We start from the raw sequence: 18,427 nt of genomic DNA on the forward strand, positions 1-18,427 counted from the left end.
CTCATTACTCACATTACCCATAATTAAAACGGATGGATATTTTAAGATTTATAACAGCAGGAAGCGTAGATGACGGTAAAAGTACCCTTATCGGAAGACTGCTATACGATAGCAAAAGCATTTTACAGGATCAGTTGGAAGTCCTTGAAAAACACTCTAAAAACAAAAATGATGACGGGGTAGATCTTGCTCTGCTAACGGACGGACTTCGTGCTGAAAGGGAACAGGGGATCACCATAGATGTTGCTTACAGGTATTTTTCAACTTCAAAAAGGAAATTTATCATTGCCGACGCCCCGGGCCATGTACAATATACCCGTAACATGATCACAGGTGCCTCCAACTCTGATCTGATGGTCATTCTGATTGATGCCAGAAAAGGAGTCATTGAACAAACAAGAAGACACTCTATTATAGCATCATTACTGAAACTAAAGAAAGTAGCAGTAGCCATTAATAAAATGGACATGGTAGATTATTCACAAGAAGTATTTGAAAGCATAAAAGAAGAGTATTCAAAAATTGCAGAGAATCTTGGCTTAGATGATGTGAGCTATTTCCCGATTTCTGCCCTTAAAGGAGATAATATTGTTTCAGTATCCTCTAAGACAGACTGGTATCAGGGAAATTCTCTTTTGGAATATCTGGAAGAAGTTACGTTGAATGAAGAATTAAATAATGGCAGCCGTTTTCAGGTTCAGTATGTAATTCGGCCTCAAACTGAAGAACTGCATGATTACAGAGGCTATGCCGGACAAATATTAAGCGAAAAATTCCAAAAAGGAGATAAAATTCATATACTTCCGGCAGGAATTACAAGTGAAATCTCTAAGATTGAAATCAATGGAATTGAAGCAGAAGAAGCATTCGAGGGACAGCCTGTTGTTATTCATGTGACCGATGATTTGGATATCAGCAGAGGCGATATTTTTGCCACAGAAGAACAGCTTCCTGTTGTAGAAAAAGATCTGGAAGTTCTGCTATGCTGGCTTGATCAAAAATCACTACAACCCGGAAATAAGTATCTATTACAGCAAAACAGCAGACTGGTAAAGGCTGTGGTAAAAGAAGTAGATTACAAGATTGATGTCAATACCCTTAAACAAGAAAAAGCCAATGGTGATATCAGACTTAATGAAGTTGTGAAAGTGACCATAAGAACAGCGCAACCGTTGGTGTACGATAGTTTTATCAATAACAAAAGAACAGGTTCTGCAATTTTAGTAGATGAAACCTCTCATTCTACTGTTGCAGCCTGCATAATTCAGTAAAAAATGTCAGTTTCAAATCATTTAATTGAAAGAATTCATCAAAGTAAACAAAATAAAACTCATGGATTCTTTGACAGAGCAAGGGTAAAGGTTTTTGTAACAGATTTGTATAAAGTATTGTTTCTTCCTCAGCAAGAGAATACAACAGACCAATTGAAACAGGATTTTGAAAAACTAAAGGATCATCTTTTCAACCTGATTCATACAATAACTGGAGATAAAGATCTTACCGAAGTACAGGTAAATGCTTTTTTTGAAGGGCTTCCCAAAATATATTATCATCTTAATCAGGATGCACAAGCCATTTTAGAATTTGATCCGGCAGCAGGCTCTTTAGAAGAAATACATCTTGCTTATCCAGGGTATTTTGCATCCTATGTATATCGTATTTCGCATCAACTTTGGAATCAGGAGGTTCCGGTTTTGCCCCGCGTAATTTCAGAATATGCACATAGCAAAACAGGGATTGATATTCACCCGGGAGCAGTTATTGGAGAATATTTTTTCATCGATCACGGAACCGGAATTGTCATTGGAGAAACAACAGTCATTGGCAATCATGTTAAAATATATCAGGGAGTAACTTTAGGAGCCTTGAATGTTTCTAAAGAAAAGGCCAATCAAAAAAGACATCCCAATATTGAGGATCATGTCATTATTTATTCCGGAGCTACCATTTTGGGCGGGAATACAACAATAGGCACAGAAAGCATTATCGGAGGAAATGTATGGATTACACAGGATGTTCCTCCCAATTCTCTGGTCTATCATAAAAGTGAAATAAAAATAAAGGATAACAGTTCATTACCAGAATCTTTAACCTTTGTCATATAAAAAACAGAAAAAACAAAAAATTGTATTGGTATGAAATTTCAGAATACACTAGAAACGATTGGAAATACACCAGTCGTAAAAATTAATAAGCTATTCAATTCAGATCATGAAATCTGGATCAAACTGGAAAAAAGCAATCCGGGCGGAAGCATTAAAGACAGAATTGCTCTGGCCATGATTGAAGATGCAGAAGCTAAAGGATTACTTAATAAAGATAGCATCATTATAGAACCTACCAGTGGAAATACAGGAATAGGACTGGCATTGGTAGCGGCAGTAAAAGGATATAAGCTTATTCTGGTAATGCCGGATAGCATGAGTATAGAACGCCGTAAAATTATGGAAGCTTATGGTGCTGAATTTGTGCTTACTCCAAGAGAAAAAGGAATGAAAGGAGCCATTGAAAAAGCCAATGAACTAGCAGAAGAAACTCCCAATTCATGGATTCCGAGACAGTTTGACAATCCTGCCAACGTTCAGGTACATACCAAAACCACTGCACAGGAAATTCTACAGGATTTTCCCGACGGTCTGGATTACATCATCACAGGCGTAGGAACCGGCGGTCATATCACCGGAATTGCACAGGTAGTAAAGGAAAAATACCCCAACACAAAAGTAATTGCTGTAGAACCTGAACTATCTCCGGTACTAAGCGGAGGAAGCCCTGCACCACATCCATTACAAGGTTTGGGAGCCGGATTTGTTCCATCCATTTTGGATATCACCCTTCTGGACGGTGTCATCACAGTAGGAAAAGATGAAGCTTATGAATATGCTCTGAACGCGGCAAAAAAAGAAGGCCTTTTTGTAGGAATTTCTACCGGAGCAGCTTTGGCTGCCATTGCAAAACATTTGCCGGAAATAGAACCCGGAGCTAAAATTCTCACCATCAATTACGATACCGGCGAAAGGTATCTTTCCATTGAGGGACTCTTCTAAATCCTTTAATTAACACCGACTTCAATGAATACAAATATAAAATCACCTAAGGTTTACCTTATCGGTGCAGGGCCTGGCAACCCTGATTTGATCACAGTAAAAGCCGTAAAAGCCATTGCCAAAGCAGATGTTGTTTTATCTGACCGTTTAGTAAGCCCTGAAATTTTAGAGACCTATGTCAATAAAAATACAGAAATCATCTATGTAGGTAAAGAATGCAGCAAGAATGCATCAACCCCTCAATCCCATATCAATACTTTAATGGTGGACTATGCCCTTCAGAATAAGACCGTAGTAAGGCTTAAAGGGGGAGATGTTTCCATTTTCTCCAATGTTTTGGATGAATTACAGGCGTTGAAGCAAAATCATATTCCATATGAAATTATTCCCGGAATTACAGCTGCATTGGGTGCTGCTGCCTATGCAGGAATGCCTTTAACAGCCAGAGGATATGCTACATCAGTACGTTTTCTCACTTACTATAAATCTGAGATCCTTACCCATGAATATTGGAAAGAACTCGCTATCACCAATGATACCCTTGTATTTTATATGTCTAAAGGTAACCTTAAAGAACTTGTAGAAAAATTTATTGGATTAGAAGTTTCAAAAGAGAAAAAAATTGCAGTAATCGAACAGGCTACAACCCCTTTCCAAAAGGTTTATACAGCTTCTTTTGATGATTTCGGCAAAACTCTAGGTGATAAAAACTTTGCATCCCCATCATTAGTTATCATAGGTAAAGTAGTGAATTTGCACGAAGAGTTCTCGTGGCTTGAAAATGCAGAGGAGGAAGGTCTTTATTTTAAATCGGTGGAAAACGGAAGTCTCATCCCCAAAACTCAAAATTTCTTTGAATATGCTGTCTGAAACGAAATTAAACATACTGAAACAAATATCCAGTGATTTTTCCAGGGACGAATCTATCTGGGCAAGCGGATATCTGGCAGGTCTTGCCGGAACACCTCTTACTGCGGTACAACCACCTTTGCAAGCAGGTTTTACAGAACAAAATAGAGTTAAGAAAATTACACTTGCCTACGGAACAGAAACCGGAAACAGCAAAAAACTGGCAACAGGACTGGCAGGAATCATTAAGAAAAAAGGAGTTCAGGTTAAATTAACTGATCTGTCTCAATACAAGCCCAAGGACCTTGCAAAGGAAGAATTTTTCTTTGTCGTGATAAGTACACAGGGCGAAGGAGATCCTCCAATTCTTGCCAAGAAGTTTTATGATTATATCTATGAAAATGAAATCAATCTCAGCCACCTTAAATTTGGAGTCTTGGCTTTGGGAGACAGCAGCTACCCTCTTTTCTGCAAAACAGGAGAGGATGTAGATTCCCGCTTTGAAATTCTGGGGGCACAACGTGTTATTCCATTAAAAAAATGCGATATTGATTATGAACAGGATGCCGAAAGCTGGATAGAACATGTCTTTGAAGCTGTTAATAAAACTTCAGCAGATAGCATCAAAAATAATCCAGTTCAAAAGGCTTCAACCGGAAGAAAAAAATATCATGGAAAAATATCAACCATTATTAACCTCAATGATATTACTTCTGAAAAAGAGACTTATCATATAGAAATAGAAACTGAAGAAGACTTAGCGTATCAACCCGGTGCAGCTCTGGGAGTTATCCCATTCAATTCCAAAGAAATTATTGATGAAATTATTGCATTAACAGGAATTGATCCTACAAAGAAAATTGAAACCTCAAAAGTTACAGACACCGTAGAAGAGCTGTTGCACAAACATCTTAATATTAGTTATTTGCTAAAAACCGTGGTTATCCAATACGCAAAGATTACAGGTCATTCTATTCCGGAAGTTCGTTTAAGTCTTCTCGATCTGCTTAGAATTTATCCTGTGAAAAATGCGGAGGAATTTGAAGAAGTTATTCAGATACTTACTGGTCAGGCGCCTCGTCTGTACTCCATATCATCTTCTCTGGAAGCCCATGGTGAAAATGAAATACACATCACGGTAGCAAAATCAGAATTCTTCATAGATCATCAGAAACATAATGGCTTATGCAGTGGATTTCTCAGCGAATTCAGTGAGGAACAAGATATTGAGTTCTATATTCAGGATGCGGGGCATTTCAGATTACCGGAACCTGATAAAGATATCATCATGATTGGGCCGGGAACCGGAATTGCACCTTTCCGATCATTTCTTTGGGAGCGTGACGCCACTGGAGCAGAAGGAAAAAACTGGCTCTTTTTCGGAGACAGGAACTTTGTATCAGATTTTATTTATCAATCTGAACTTCAGGATTTTCTTAAAACAGGAAGTCTCACTCATTTAGATCTTGCCTTTTCAAGAGATACCACCGAGAAAATATATGTTCAGCACAAACTGGAACAAAAAGCACAGGAAGTCTTTTACTGGCTTGAAGGAGGAGCATCCGTGTATGTATGTGGCACCAAGGAACCTATGAGTAAGGATGTTGAAAACACTCTTTTGAATATCATTCAGCATCAGGGAAAACGAAGCAAGGAGGAAGCCTTTCATTACTTAGAAGAAATGGAGCTTAGCGGCCGATATGCCAAAGATGTTTATTAAAAAGACCAGTAGTAACATTAAAAAAACAATTATGAGCAATAAAGATAACCTTTCCCCTGTAGAAAGGATTAAAACCCAAAGTAACGGACTCCGGGGTACATTAAAAGACAGCCTTGCAGACGACTTCACAGGAGCCATAAGAGAAGATGATCAAACCGTAATCAAGTTCCACGGAATGTACCAGCAGGACGACAGAGACAGAAGAGAAGAACGCGTATCCAAAAAACTGGAATGGCTATATTCCTATATGATCAGACTTAGGCTTCCCGGCGGATTTTTAACCTCAGATCAATGGATCGGAGTGAATGAAATTGCCCAAGACCATTCTACAGGAACCATAAAAATAACAACAAGACAGACGCTTCAGCTGCATGGTATTTTAAAGTCCCATTTAAAGCCAACCATTCAGAACTTTAATCTAAATCACCTTGACTCTATTGCAGCCTGTGGTGATGTGAACAGAAATGTTACCTGTACAGCAAATCCATCAGAATCTCCGCTGCATCAGCAAACTTACGAACTGGCAGGTAAAATAAGTGAAATGTGTCTGCCAAAAACACAATCTTATTATGATATCTGGATTGATGATGAACTGATTGTTGACAGAAAAGCAGAAGAAGATCCTTTGTATCAGGACAGATATCTTCCCAGAAAACTAAAAATTGGAATCGCAGTTCCTCCCAATAATGATGTAGATGTATTTATCAATGATATTGCCCTGATTGCCATCATTGAGAATAATCAGATTGCAGGCTATAATATTGCTGCCGGAGGAGGATTGGGCGCTACACACGGAAATGAAGCCACCTATGCACGTCTTGCCTCTGTGCTTGGATTTGTAGACTCTGAAGAAAAGGCCTTACAAGCAGTGTATGAGATCATAACGGTTCAACGAGACTTCGGAAACAGAAGCGATAGAAAACTTTCAAGATTAAAATATACCATTGATAAGCTTGGAATAGATCAGTACAGAACCGAAGTAGAGAAAAGAACCGGATTCAGCTTTGAGCCAGCCAGAGAATTCAAATTTGAACAAAGAAAAGATCGCTATGGATGGACCCAAAATCATGAAGGAAAATGGTTTTACACATTATTTGTAGAGCATGGAAGAGTACTGGATATTGAAGAATATCCTTTAAAATCAGGATTATTAAAGATTGCCCAGACCGTTGAACTCAACTTCAGATTTACCTGTAACCAAAATCTAATCCTTGCAGATATCAGTGAAAGCGATAAAACAAAAGTAGAAAGCCTGTTGCAGGAGTATGGAATTTCAGAATACACTTATAAAGCAAGTGCCCTGCGTAAAAATTCTGTTGCCTGTGTTGCATTAAATACTTGTTCTCTGGCTTTAGCAGAGGCACAGCGTTATTTACCTTCATTAGTGACCAAAATAGAACCTATCCTTGAAAAACATGGTCTTATACAGGATGATATTACCATTAGAATGACAGGATGTCCCAACGGATGCGGTAGATCTCCCAATGCTGAAATTGGATTTGTAGGAACAGCTTATGGTAAATACAATCTCCATATCGGTGGAGACAGACTGGGGATGCGATTGAATACAAAATTCAGGGAAAACATTGGTGAAGAAGAAATTCTGACCACTCTTGACGAACTTTTCGGGATTTATGTGCAGAAAAGACTTACAGAAGAAACATTTGGTGATTTTTCATACCGTTACTTAAAAACTTTAAACTGAATATATGACAAGCCTTTTTGATGATCTGAAAAAACTAAAAAAAAATCAACCTCTTCTTTTAAGCGAACGAATGTGTATGTGTTGTTGATTCTCAAATAACAATACAATCAAAGCTGTTTCAACTTTTCAATAAACCACAAAAGTCACAAAAGTTTTTTTAAGAGCTAAACTTTGTGCATAATAAGTAGATCTAAGTTTTGTAAAAATCTTTGATTTTGATCTAATGTGAGCTTTTCTGCGGAATCATTTTAAACTTACTTAAGCGAACTAAAGTGTTTTAAAATGAAAACCTTTGTGCCTTTTGTGGTTAAAAATAAACGATGTCAACATTCTTCAAAGACATCAAAGTTCAAACAGCTTCATTCTTAACTTAAAAATGAAGAAAAATGAAAAACAAAAAACAGGGATATTTTCTGCCTAAAACAGGGCTTATATTAATTACATTTTTATTTTGCAATCTGGCAGAAGCACAGCAGCTTATAGAAGTAAGCGGAATCATTAAAAATACAGAAACCCAAAAAGGTATTGATGCTGTAAGGGTACAGATTGAAAATACGCAGGATACCGTTTCCACAGATCAATTGGGAAACTTTAAGATAAGAACAAGAGTTACCATTCCATTCCAATTGGTTATCAATAAAGATGGCTTTTCTCATCAAACGGTCGAAATACTTTCTCTTTCCAATAAACTAACCATTGGACTTAATCCACAAAATACTATTATTGATGATGTGGTGATCTCTGCATCACGTGTTCCTGAAAAAATATTAAGATCTCCGATTGCTATTGAAAAAATTGATATCAAAACAATCAGAGAAAGTCCGGCAGCATCTTTTTATGAGACTTTGGAAAACGTAAAAGGATTACAGTTGCTTACTTCCAGTCTTACCCTAAAAATCCCAAATTCCAGAGGGTTTAACTCTCCCAATAACTTCCGGTTTATGCAGCTGGTGGATGGGGTAGATGTACAATCTGCAACGCTAGGAGTTCCATTAGGAAATGCAATTGGTCCTACAGAATTGGATATTCAGTCCATGGAAGTTACTCCCGGAGCTGCCTCCGCATTGTATGGGATGAATGCCATCAATGGGCTGGCGAGCCTTCAAACGAAAGATCCGTTTACCTCTCAGGGATTAAGCGTATACTTTCGGGGTGGAGTTAATCATGTGGATAATTTCAACCATAAAATAAGTTCTCTGGGAGAGAGTGCCATTAGATTTGCAAAAGCATTCAATAAAAATTTCGCGATCAAGATAAACGCTTCTTACTTTACAGGAACAGACTGGATCTCAAACAACCAGACAGATCAGAATCCGAATTCATTCATCACAGCCAATCCTAATTTTTCATTGGCCAATAATCCGGCAGAAGATCTCTGGAACAAATACGGTGATGAAAGAAATAACCGTGTTGCCGTAAAAGTAGATTACAACGGAAAACCTACAACATTCAATGTTTCAAGAACCGGATATTTTGAAAAGGATCTTGTAAGTCCGGAGGTAAAGAATATAAAATTTGATGCCGGATTATACTATCGTTTTGGAGACCAGTGGAAAGCATCCTACGTTTATCGATATGGCTTGCTGGACGGGACTTTTCAAAGAGGAAACAAAATTCGTTTACAAAATGCTACGGTTCAAAATCATAAGGTGGAACTTACCGGTAAAGAACTTACTTTCAGGGCCTATGTTTCCATAGAAAATACAGGAGATTCTTATAATCTGAAGCCTTTGGCAGATAATCTTGATCTAAAGAACTTGTCCAACAACAACTGGAAGAATATTTTCCAGACAACGTTACAAAATAATATCAATGCCGGAAGAAGCCTTAACGAATCCTTTATTATTGCCCGACAGGAAGCAGACAAAAATAGAGTAGTACCCGGAACTTCTGCTTTTGAACAATTAAAAAATACCATTATTGGAATTAATAACTGGGACTCTGCCAACGCAGGAGTTGCAAATGCTCCGGCAACAGGAGGCGCCAAACTTGAACAGAAATCCCGTTTTTATCAGGGAGAACTTACCTATGATCTCAGCAGATTTGTGAAAATATTCAACCTTCTTGCCGGTATAGATTATCGTTTGTACAGCATAACCCCTGACGGAAATAACTTTGTAGACTTCAACAGACCTGTTACAGAAAGAAATATCCCTTTATCCAACGGAACATTCGGAAAAGATGTTATCTATCAAAAGTATGGAGCCTTTGCTCAGATTACCAAGCTTTTCCTTGATGATAAACTAAAGCTTAATGCTGCATTACGGATCGACAGAAATCCTGAATTTGAAGCCAAACTTAATCCAAGAATCAGCATTGTCTATTCTCCTGTTAATCAACATAATTTTAGGGCATCCTTTCAAAATGGATACCGTTTTCCATCATTGTTTGAAGCCCTTTCCTTTGTCAATAACGGAAATGTAAGAAGAGTAGGAGGACTTTCTAAAGTGAATGATGGACTAGGGTATCTGGAAAATTCCTACACACTGGCATCCATAGATAGGTTTACTTCTGCGGTAAATGCTGATGTAGATGGAGGAAAAAGCCAATCCCAAGCTGCTCAGGATAATAAACAGCTTTTAACCGTTGCCAATCTGCAGAAATTACAACCAGAAAAAATCAATTCCTTTGAAGTAGGCTATAAATCTGTTTTCTTTAATAATAAGTTGGTATTGGATTGGGATTTTTACTACAATATCTATGAAGGCTTTCTTGGGCAGGTAGAAGTTGCAGTTCCTAAAAACAGTCAGGTAGGAAGCAATACGGCCATTCTAGCCATGCTTGACCGAAGCAAACAAGACCGATACAGAGTATATACCAATAGTAATAATACATACAAAAGTTACGGATCTTCACTAGGTATTCGATATAATGTCGTTCGAAATTATAACCTTAATGCGAATGTATCTTATAATGATCTTGCTTCCAACAATACTTCAGATCTGTTTATTACAGCCTTCAATACCCCAAAATGGATGGTGAATGTAAGTGTAGGAAACAGGGAAATCATCAGAAATATAGGATTTACGATTGTAGCAAGATGGCAGGATAGCTTTGCGTGGGAAAGCCCTTTAGCTTCAGGAGGTATTCCCGCTTATTATACCATTGATGCCCAAGCTACCTGGAAGCTTCCTGAGATACATGCTAATGTGAAAATTGGGGCAACCAATTTACTGAACAGACGTTACTTTCAATATGCAGCAGGGCCTGAAATTGGAGGTTTATATTATCTCGCTTTTACGTATGATTTAAAACTGTAATCATGATGAGTAATTCTTTATATCCCGTATTTTTAAAACTTGAAAATTTATCATTATTGATCATTGGCGGGGGAAAAATTGCCCTCGAGAAGCTAGAATCTGTACTTGGTAATTCTCCCGAAACATCCATCAAATTGGTAGCCAAGGAAATCATTCCTGAAGTAAGGTCCTTACAGGATCAGTTTGTCAATATAACATTGCATGAAAGAGCTTACAATGATGATGATTTTAATGATACAGATCTGGCAATTATAGCTGTAAACGACATTGTACTTGCTGAACAGATCCGCAATGATGCCCATCAAAAGAATGTATTGGTTAATATTGCTGATAAACCCGATCTATGTGATTTCTATCTGGGTTCAATCGTCAAAAAAGGCAGCCTTAAAATTGCCATTTCAACCAATGGAAAATCTCCTACTATTGCAAAGAGATTAAGGGAAACATTCACAGAAACAATTCCTGATGAAATGGATCTTGTATTGGACAATATGCAGAGTATTCGTAATCAGTTAAAAGGTGATTTTAACTATAAAGTAACAGAACTCAACAAAATAACAACTCAATATTTATCTGACGGAACAATTTCTTCTCCCAAACCAGATCTTGAAATTGAAAAACTAATCAATATTACCAAAATAGCCCAGAGAAAAGCCAATATTTATCTGGCCATCATAGGAGTTATGCTTCTTTTCGGAATATTTGGCCTTGTGGTATATCAATTTAATCTTTCTGGTGATATTCAGAATTTCCTTAATCAGGATAACCATATCTTTTACTGGATGCTTTTTGCCGGTTTCATGGCAGAAATCGTTGCCGGATCAATGGGAATGGGATATGGCGTAATATGTACAACCATATTGCTTTTATTGAATGTTCCGCCGCCTGTCGTAAGTGCCAGCATTCATTCTGCAGAGTCTTTTACAACCGCTGCCGGAGGATTCAGTCATTATAAATTGGGAAATGTCAATAAGAAAATGGTTTGGGTACTATTTCCTTTAGCCATCGTAGGTTCTGTCATTGGTGCGTTAACTTTATCTCATTATGGTGAACATTATGCCCATATTGTAAAACCCATCATTGCATGCTATACCCTGTATTTGGGAGCTAATATATTGAAAAACGCCTTTAAGGACAGTAAGAAAAACCGAATCAAGCCGAAGCGAAGAACCAATCTCAGAGTATTAGGACTTGTAGGTGGTTTCATAGACTCCTTTGCCGGAGGGGGCTGGGGGCCGTTAGTAACCGGAACATTGATCAAGGAAGGAAGAATTCCCCGCTATGTGGTTGGAAGCTCAACCGTCGCTAAGTTTTTACTGACAATAACCAGTGCCATTACGTTTATTTTTACCATTGGTATTCATCATTGGAACATTGTACTGGGACTTCTGTTGGGTGGAGTTTTTACAGCTCCCTTTTCAGCTATGCTTACTTCAAAACTGCCTACAAAGAAAATGTTTGTTGTAGTAGGGGTAGTAGTCATTATCATGAGTTCAATAACCATCATAAAATCAGTATTATAGCAATAAAAAAAAATGGATTAGTAGTATATAAATACTCTTGTCAGGATAAAACGATTAAAAAGCCCCTTATCAGAGTTTGATAAGGGGCTTTTAATTATTGTATAATCAAAAATTATGATTTATTTTTTATTCCAATTAAATTTAAAGCATTAGAAGTCAAAAAGATATCATCAAAAACAGTCAGTGATTCCACATCATTGAATCCTGTTGGTAACAAATCATTTTTATTGAAAGACAGTTCTATAGACTCATCATAGGAAGCAATAATTCTAACCTTTGAATATCCGTTATAGCCCACCTTAAAGCCCTCAAACATGCATTTCCGTTCTGCTTTCTGATACTCGCCGTATTCTTCAAACCCAACAATATCTGTTCTTTCTTCCTCATTATGCTCAAGTGATTTCCATGAAGTATAGTTTTTAGGTTCCTTCAGTACATTTCCTTGTGGATCTACAGGAACAAACATTCCCAAAGTAAGGGATTGTTTTAGGAAATTAGCATAATTATTCATCAAATTTAAAATTTGAAGATCAGCATACCCTTCGTTGGCATAATATTCAAGCACGAAGGTTGTCATCGGAATCAGCTTGTGAGAAGCATCAGTCGGCATAATTGTTTTTTCTTTATCGGGCGATAAAAATAGTATTTTTATTTACTCTACCCAACGAAACGATAATAACTAGATGGAATTTATACCCATTCTGAATAACGATAATAAGCGGGGGATCCGTTCTTTTTCAGTATTTTTGGGGACAAGAACGGTAATAATGACAATGAACACTTCTCCACAGGATATTGATGAGATCCTTGACTTGTATAAAATGGCTTCTGACTTTAAGAAAAAAGTATCCGGTGTACAATGGCCGGAGTTTGGACGAAGCATGATAGAAACCGAAATCCAGGAAAACCGCCTCTTTAAAATCACCGTAGATCAGAAAGTTGCATGCGTTTGGAGCATTACTTTTGATGATCAGCAGGTTTGGGAGGAAAAAAATGCAGATCCAGCCATATACATTCATAGAATCGCTACTAATCCTAACTTTCGGGGGCAAAAATTTGTAGAACAAATCGTGGAATGGTCCAAGCAATTTGCCAAAGAGCATCATAAATTATATGTAAGAATGGATACTACTGCAGGCAATCAAAGACTTACAGATTATTACGTGAAATGCGGATTTTCTTATTTGGGCGACAAAAAGATTGCTGATACTGAGGGACGCCCTGCTCATTACCACAATGCCACCATGGGACTTTTCCAATTGGAAGCTTAATATTGTATTATTTACAGACAGGCTGAACGTCATTTAATAACGTTACCAGCATTTTTCCAGGCTCTTCAATAGGAATTAAGTGTGCTGAATTTTCAAACCATATTCCCTTTTTAAAAGGAGCTTTTACATTCTGAAGCCATTGAGCAGTAGGTTCTGATGGCGTGGTATAGTCATGTCTGCCCATGAACATAAAAACCGGTATTGGAAATGTTTTAATTTTCTTAAAATCCGTATCAAGAAATTCCGAAAGAACCTTTGAAAGGGTAAATAAACTTCCTTTACCAATGGCTTCCGCATCCTGATAGGAATATTCCGGAGACAATAAAGGAGCCTGAAAGAAATATCTGGAATTGTTTCGATAGGCAGTTAAACCACCATAATATTGAGGCCATTTTCTTGCAATAATGATTCTTGGTCTTGTAATGGGAGTATTTCCCGGATAAGGTGCAATGGATGCCAATTCCTTTAATGCAACATCATTTTTGAGCCGCGTAGCTTCTTTTACAGCAAAATCTACACTCAACCTTTCATTATCTCTGGTATTAATGATTTGTCCGATTCCTACATAAGCATAAAACAGATCCGGCCTTTTCAAAGCTGCTTTCATAGAAATTATAGTTCCCCAACTATGCCCTATGAGAATAACTTTTTTCTTTTTATACTTTTCCTTAATCAATTCAGCCATTTGTATAGCATCATCCACATACTGATTGATATTGATGGTATTCTTTAGCTTTAAGGTATCATTGGCATTATAGGTTTTTCCGGATGCCCTCTGATCATAATTTACCACCGTAAAATATTCTTCAATCGGTCTTTGAAACATCCACATCACCGGAGCAATAGGAGAGGCGGGACCACCATGTACAAATAGTATTACCGGATTTTCCTTGTTCTGTCCACGTACATACACCCATTGTTGAACTCCTCCCACAGTTGCTTTGTACCTTTCCTGAACTCCATTGGGACTCACAATAGAGTCCAAATCCTTGATAATTTCCCTGGCTTCTCCATATTGATCACATGGCTTCTTATCTTGCCCAAACAGGACAAATGAAAACAATAAAGCAATGACTGACAGAATATTATATTTCATAGTATTTTGTATAAAGATCTGATTATTAAAACCAAGTTAAACAGATATTTCTAATAAAAGCATACTTTATTTATTGTTCAATGCTTTTTTCTCAGCATCCAGAAATTCATATACCGGAAAAGCATCTCCCTGATTGGTTAATGCAATAATGCAGGTATTACTCCTCAAATCCCGCCAGATAATGCTTCTGAAACCATCCACACCGCCAGTATGCATTGCAGCATGATCAGAAACAAACCAGCCAAAACCATATCCACTTGCTTTCCCGTCTTTTAAAATGGGTAATTCATACATTAGCTTAGAATTTTCATTGTTCAATAACTGATGTTTTCTCAAAGCCTGATCAAATTTGTACAAATCCCGCGCAGTAGAATAAAGGCTGCCATCTCCGGTAGTCAGCAAAGAATAATTGTCCGGCTTCTTATTAATATCATAGGCCTTAATCATGTCAGAGGTTGGAATGATCTCAGCATCATAAACAAATGAATGATTCATCTTCAAAAGAGCGAACACTCTGCTATTCATAAATTCTCTGTATGTCTGACCTGATAAAGCCTCTATAATCTGACCCAGCACAATATAACCACTATTACTATATTCAAACCGGCTTCCTGAGGGAAATCTAAGCCCCGATTGCTTTTTCAGAAAATTCATAACATCCATGTTTGTAATCTTATCATGGTCTGAAACCAAAACATTTTCATAATCTGCCAGTCCAGAAGTATGAGTAAGCAATTGACGTATAGTCACATTTTGAGCATAAACAGGAAGATCAGGAATATAACGACTTGCTTTATCATCATATGACAAAAGATTCTCCTGTTGTAATAACATAATGCCGACAGCTGTAAAGGGTTTGGTTAGAGAAGCAATACAGAATGGAGTGTCTCTTGTTAAAAGACTCTTTTCTTCAAAATTTTTATACCCCAAAGCGGTATCACAAATTACTTTTCCCTCTTTTATAATGAGAACAGTACCATTAAATTTTCCTTTTTCATAAAAATCAACAAGAACCTCTTTTTCAGATTTTCCTTTGCAAGAAAATAAGGTTAGTAAAATAATGCTTAAAATAAAAGATATTCGAATCATGACCTGGAATATAATATTCAATATGTCAATCACATACATTAAAAAGTTACAAAGTATTTGAATGATATGAAAATAACTTCCATGAATGTCTTTGTAGGAGCTTTCGTAGCCGAAAACATTAAAAATATTCTGCTTTATTTTTATAATTCACTACAGTAAATCATTGATTTTCAATTCAAAATATTGATTAATTTAAAAAATGTTATCTTTACGAGAACCAAACAAAATAGTAATAATATGTCAGTTACACCAGAAGGAGCCAGGAAGGCTCAGTTATCCCTATCTGAAAGGGCACCCGTTGCCCATGCCGTTCTTTCGGGAGCAGAAAATATTTCAAAGTACAGCAATGGAGTATGTCATGACGTTGTAGCTTATGCCCTGTACATGAGAGGAGCAAGCATTAATCCAGACGAACTGGCTGGATCATCAGGCCAAAAATGGTTAAGTAAATTCAATTATCCTGCAGGAGAAAAATGGGATGGATATTCCCCAATTCCTAAAGGAAAAGCCATTGGTTTTTATAGATTAATAGACAAAACATGGTTTCACTCTGCCATTACAACAGGAAACGGAAATGAAATTAGATCAGTGAACGGATTCTCTCTGGGATCAGCATGGTCTGTTCCCGTAGATATGAAATGGGTTTTAGGAAAAATGAATTCCGATGGAACATTTAATTATGACGGAACCAAAATAGAAGTGTATATCTCTTCTTTATAACAAGATTTCAATATCATCAATTAGGAACCTCTCTAAGCTTTTACTTGGAGAGGTTTTTACGTTTTAAAATAGCTGTAAAAAATTTATGTATTCATACATTTCGGGCAAATTCCACTGATTACAAAGTTGTATTCCTCAGCCACAAAATGGTCAGGCAGGCTAATTTCAGGAATAGCATTCTCAATGCAGGTTACAGAGTGACATTTTTTACAGTTAAAATGAACATGATTATGAAAATGCTGTTCATGCGTACATTTCCCACTGCATTTTGCAAAATTCACAACACCATCCACATTGACAATTTTGTGAATAGACCCCTCATTTTCAAGCCTTTCCAATACCCTGTAAATCGTAACCCTGTTGCACAAATCCCCAAGTTTTTTCTGAATATCAGAATGGGTCAGAGCTATATCAGAGTGATTAATAAGGTTTAAAATCTCTGTTTTTGCGTGCGTATTTCTTACCTGTTTCATATTTTAATGCAACAAAGTTGCGTTATTTAAGTTTTTATATTTACATTTGCAACAAAGTTACGATAAGAAATTTAAATCCTATGTTTTATGAAATCAAAAATTCTTGATGCTGTTGGAATTTCAGCTGCCGTTTTATGTCTGATTCATTGTATTGTCTTCCCATTATTACTCATCATTCCTTTGGGAATATCGCATAACCCTTATGTTGATTTGGCTTTTCTTGTGATTGGAGCCTTGGTGGTTTTTAGAATAACAAGGCATATGACTAATTATTGGTTAAAATTTTTGTTTTGGGCATCTATTCTTATGATTTCAATTTCAGTATTAACAGATTTACTATTTGAAATCCATCTTCCATTGATATATGTTGGAGCTATTGGTTTAATAGTGGGTCATATCATCAATTTTAAAAATCATAAACATTAAGAATACATGACGAAAAAACTCCCTGTAACGGTACTCAGTGGTTTTCTTGGAGCCGGAAAGACAACTTTATTGAATCATATTCTGCATAATAAACAAGGCTTAAAAGTCGCAGTAATTGTTAATGATATGAGTGAAGTCAATATTGATGCACGTCTTGTGGAAAACCAAAATACTCTTTCTAGAACAGAAGAAAAACTGGTAGAAATGAGTAACGGATGCATCTGCTGTACGCTAAGAGAAGATCTGATGGTAGAAGTAGAACGTTTAGCTCACGAAAATCGCTTCGACTATCTTCTGATTGAAAGTACCGGAATTAGTGAGCCTATTCCTGTAGCCCAAACCTTTACCTATATTGATGAAGAAAGTGGTATCGATCTTTCGCGTTTCAGTTATATTGATACCATGGTGACTGTTGTAGATGCTTTCAATTTCATGAAAGATTTTGCATCTAATGAACGATTACTGGATCGTGACCTTACCGATATGGAGGGAGATTATCGAACCATTGTAAACCTTCTTACTGATCAGATTGAGTTTGCTAATATCATTATTCTGAATAAAACAGATCTCGTAGATCCGGAAACACTTGGATTTTTAACATCAGCCATAAAAAAACTGAATCCTGAAGCGACAATTCTTCAGTCAGAATTTAGTAAAGTGGATCCACAGCATATTTTAAATACACAACTTTTCGATTTTGATAAAGCACAGGCTTCTGCTGGGTGGCAAAAAGAGCTGCAGTCTGATCATCATACCCCGGAAACTGAAGAATATGGAATCAGTTCCTTAGTATTCAGAGATAAAAGACCATTTCATCCTATGAGACTTTGGGAATATCTCAATAATTATCCTGAGGGAATACTAAGAGCCAAGGGTTTATTCTGGCTGGCTTCCAGACCTGATGACGCCCTCAATTTTTCTCAGGCAGGAGGTTCCTTTCGCTTGGAAAAAGCAGGAGTGTGGTGGGGAAGTATGCCTATGAATCATAGAGTACAATATGCCTCATTTGTGGAAAATCAGGAGTTTATAGAAAGTAGATGGGATAAAAACTGGGGTGACAGAATCAATGAGCTTGTCTTTATCGGACAAAACCTGAATAAAGATCAAATGTTACAGGACCTTAAGAATTGTCTCATCAATGATCAGGAAAAAGAATTATTAGATCAAAAGCGGGATTTTGAAGATCCTTTTCCACAAAACATTTAAAATTAACCATTTATTAATGCAACTAGGTTACGATAGATTAAT

The 18,427-nt window shown here is 37.0% G+C and carries 16 protein-coding genes; 12 read left to right on the plus strand and 4 right to left on the minus strand.

Features of this window, described 5'->3' with window-relative positions; genetic code table 11:
- Nucleotides 1-32: 32 nt before the first annotated feature.
- The 8 genes from C1638_RS00710 (at nucleotide 33) to C1638_RS00745 (ending at nucleotide 12,104) form a co-directional block, all read left to right on the plus strand.
- On the plus strand, nucleotides 33-1,271 hold the full coding sequence (locus tag C1638_RS00710) for a sulfate adenylyltransferase subunit 1 (RefSeq protein WP_109617293.1): 1,239 nt from the start codon (nucleotides 33-35) through the stop codon (nucleotides 1,269-1,271).
- 3 nt (nucleotides 1,272-1,274) lie between these two features.
- On the plus strand, nucleotides 1,275-2,105 hold the full coding sequence (gene epsC / locus C1638_RS00715) for a serine O-acetyltransferase EpsC (protein WP_109617295.1): 831 nt from the start codon (nucleotides 1,275-1,277) through the stop codon (nucleotides 2,103-2,105).
- 30 nt (nucleotides 2,106-2,135) lie between these two features.
- Nucleotides 2,136-3,047 carry a cysteine synthase A gene (gene cysK, locus C1638_RS00720; protein ID WP_109617296.1) on the plus strand — a complete coding sequence of 304 codons (912 nt, stop codon included), beginning with the start codon at nucleotides 2,136-2,138 and terminating at the stop codon, nucleotides 3,045-3,047.
- A 24-nt stretch (nucleotides 3,048-3,071) separates the two neighbouring features.
- A complete protein-coding gene (cobA, locus tag C1638_RS00725; RefSeq protein ID WP_109617298.1) occupies nucleotides 3,072-3,917 on the plus strand; it encodes a uroporphyrinogen-III C-methyltransferase in 846 nt (281 codons plus the stop codon).
- Nucleotides 3,907-5,616 carry a diflavin oxidoreductase gene (locus C1638_RS00730; RefSeq protein WP_109617300.1) on the plus strand — a complete coding sequence of 570 codons (1,710 nt, stop codon included), beginning with the start codon at nucleotides 3,907-3,909 and terminating at the stop codon, nucleotides 5,614-5,616. Before cobA ends, C1638_RS00730 begins: the two co-directional genes overlap by 11 nt.
- Before the next feature lie 31 nt (nucleotides 5,617-5,647).
- The gene (locus tag C1638_RS00735; protein WP_109618997.1) at nucleotides 5,648-7,321 is read left to right on the plus strand and encodes an NADPH-dependent assimilatory sulfite reductase hemoprotein subunit; all 1,674 of its coding nucleotides are present in this window, start codon (nucleotides 5,648-5,650) and stop codon (nucleotides 7,319-7,321) included.
- A 386-nt stretch (nucleotides 7,322-7,707) separates the two neighbouring features.
- Nucleotides 7,708-10,581 (plus strand): TonB-dependent receptor, encoded by a 2,874-nt coding sequence (locus C1638_RS00740; protein ID WP_109617302.1) that lies wholly within the window; start codon nucleotides 7,708-7,710, stop codon nucleotides 10,579-10,581.
- Nucleotides 10,582-10,586: 5 nt separating this feature from the next.
- Nucleotides 10,587-12,104: a TSUP family transporter gene (locus C1638_RS00745; protein ID WP_109618999.1), complete on the plus strand. Its 1,518-nt coding sequence runs from the start codon at nucleotides 10,587-10,589 to the stop codon at nucleotides 12,102-12,104.
- A gap of 112 nt (nucleotides 12,105-12,216) precedes the next feature.
- On the opposite strand, the gene C1638_RS00750 is transcribed toward C1638_RS00745, so the two are convergent.
- Nucleotides 12,217-12,714 carry a hypothetical protein gene (locus C1638_RS00750; protein WP_109617304.1) on the minus strand — a complete coding sequence of 166 codons (498 nt, stop codon included), beginning with the start codon at nucleotides 12,712-12,714 and terminating at the stop codon, nucleotides 12,217-12,219.
- A 157-nt stretch (nucleotides 12,715-12,871) separates the two neighbouring features.
- On the opposite strand from C1638_RS00750, the gene C1638_RS00755 reads away from it, so the two are divergent.
- The gene (locus C1638_RS00755) at nucleotides 12,872-13,375 is read left to right on the plus strand and encodes a GNAT family N-acetyltransferase (protein WP_109619002.1); all 504 of its coding nucleotides are present in this window, start codon (nucleotides 12,872-12,874) and stop codon (nucleotides 13,373-13,375) included.
- Between the two features lie 7 nt (nucleotides 13,376-13,382).
- Here the strand turns inward: C1638_RS00755 and C1638_RS00760 are convergent, their stop codons facing one another.
- Nucleotides 13,383-14,471 carry an alpha/beta fold hydrolase gene (locus C1638_RS00760; protein ID WP_109617306.1) on the minus strand — a complete coding sequence of 363 codons (1,089 nt, stop codon included), beginning with the start codon at nucleotides 14,469-14,471 and terminating at the stop codon, nucleotides 13,383-13,385.
- Between the two features lie 66 nt (nucleotides 14,472-14,537).
- Entirely contained in the window at nucleotides 14,538-15,560 is a 1,023-nt protein-coding gene (locus tag C1638_RS00765) for a serine hydrolase domain-containing protein (protein ID WP_109619004.1), read from the minus strand.
- A 237-nt stretch (nucleotides 15,561-15,797) separates the two neighbouring features.
- On the opposite strand from C1638_RS00765, the gene C1638_RS00770 reads away from it, so the two are divergent.
- Nucleotides 15,798-16,280, plus strand: a complete 483-nt coding sequence (locus C1638_RS00770; protein ID WP_076351898.1) for a hypothetical protein — start codon at nucleotides 15,798-15,800, stop codon at nucleotides 16,278-16,280.
- A gap of 83 nt (nucleotides 16,281-16,363) precedes the next feature.
- Here C1638_RS00770 and C1638_RS00775 read toward each other — a convergent pair whose 3' ends face one another.
- Nucleotides 16,364-16,753, minus strand: a complete 390-nt coding sequence (locus C1638_RS00775) for a Fur family transcriptional regulator (RefSeq protein WP_109617308.1) — start codon at nucleotides 16,751-16,753, stop codon at nucleotides 16,364-16,366.
- A gap of 87 nt (nucleotides 16,754-16,840) precedes the next feature.
- Here C1638_RS00775 and C1638_RS00780 point away from each other — a divergent pair, with 87 nt between their 5' ends.
- A complete protein-coding gene (locus tag C1638_RS00780) occupies nucleotides 16,841-17,179 on the plus strand; it encodes a MerC domain-containing protein (RefSeq protein WP_109617309.1) in 339 nt (112 codons plus the stop codon).
- Nucleotides 17,180-17,185: 6 nt separating this feature from the next.
- Nucleotides 17,186-18,385, plus strand: coding sequence for a GTP-binding protein (locus tag C1638_RS00785; protein WP_109617310.1), 1,200 nt, complete (start codon nucleotides 17,186-17,188; stop codon nucleotides 18,383-18,385).
- Nucleotides 18,386-18,427 lie beyond the last annotated feature (42 nt).

It is taken from the genome of Chryseobacterium oncorhynchi (assembly GCF_002899895.1).
Taxonomy (GTDB): domain Bacteria; phylum Bacteroidota; class Bacteroidia; order Flavobacteriales; family Weeksellaceae; genus Chryseobacterium; species Chryseobacterium oncorhynchi.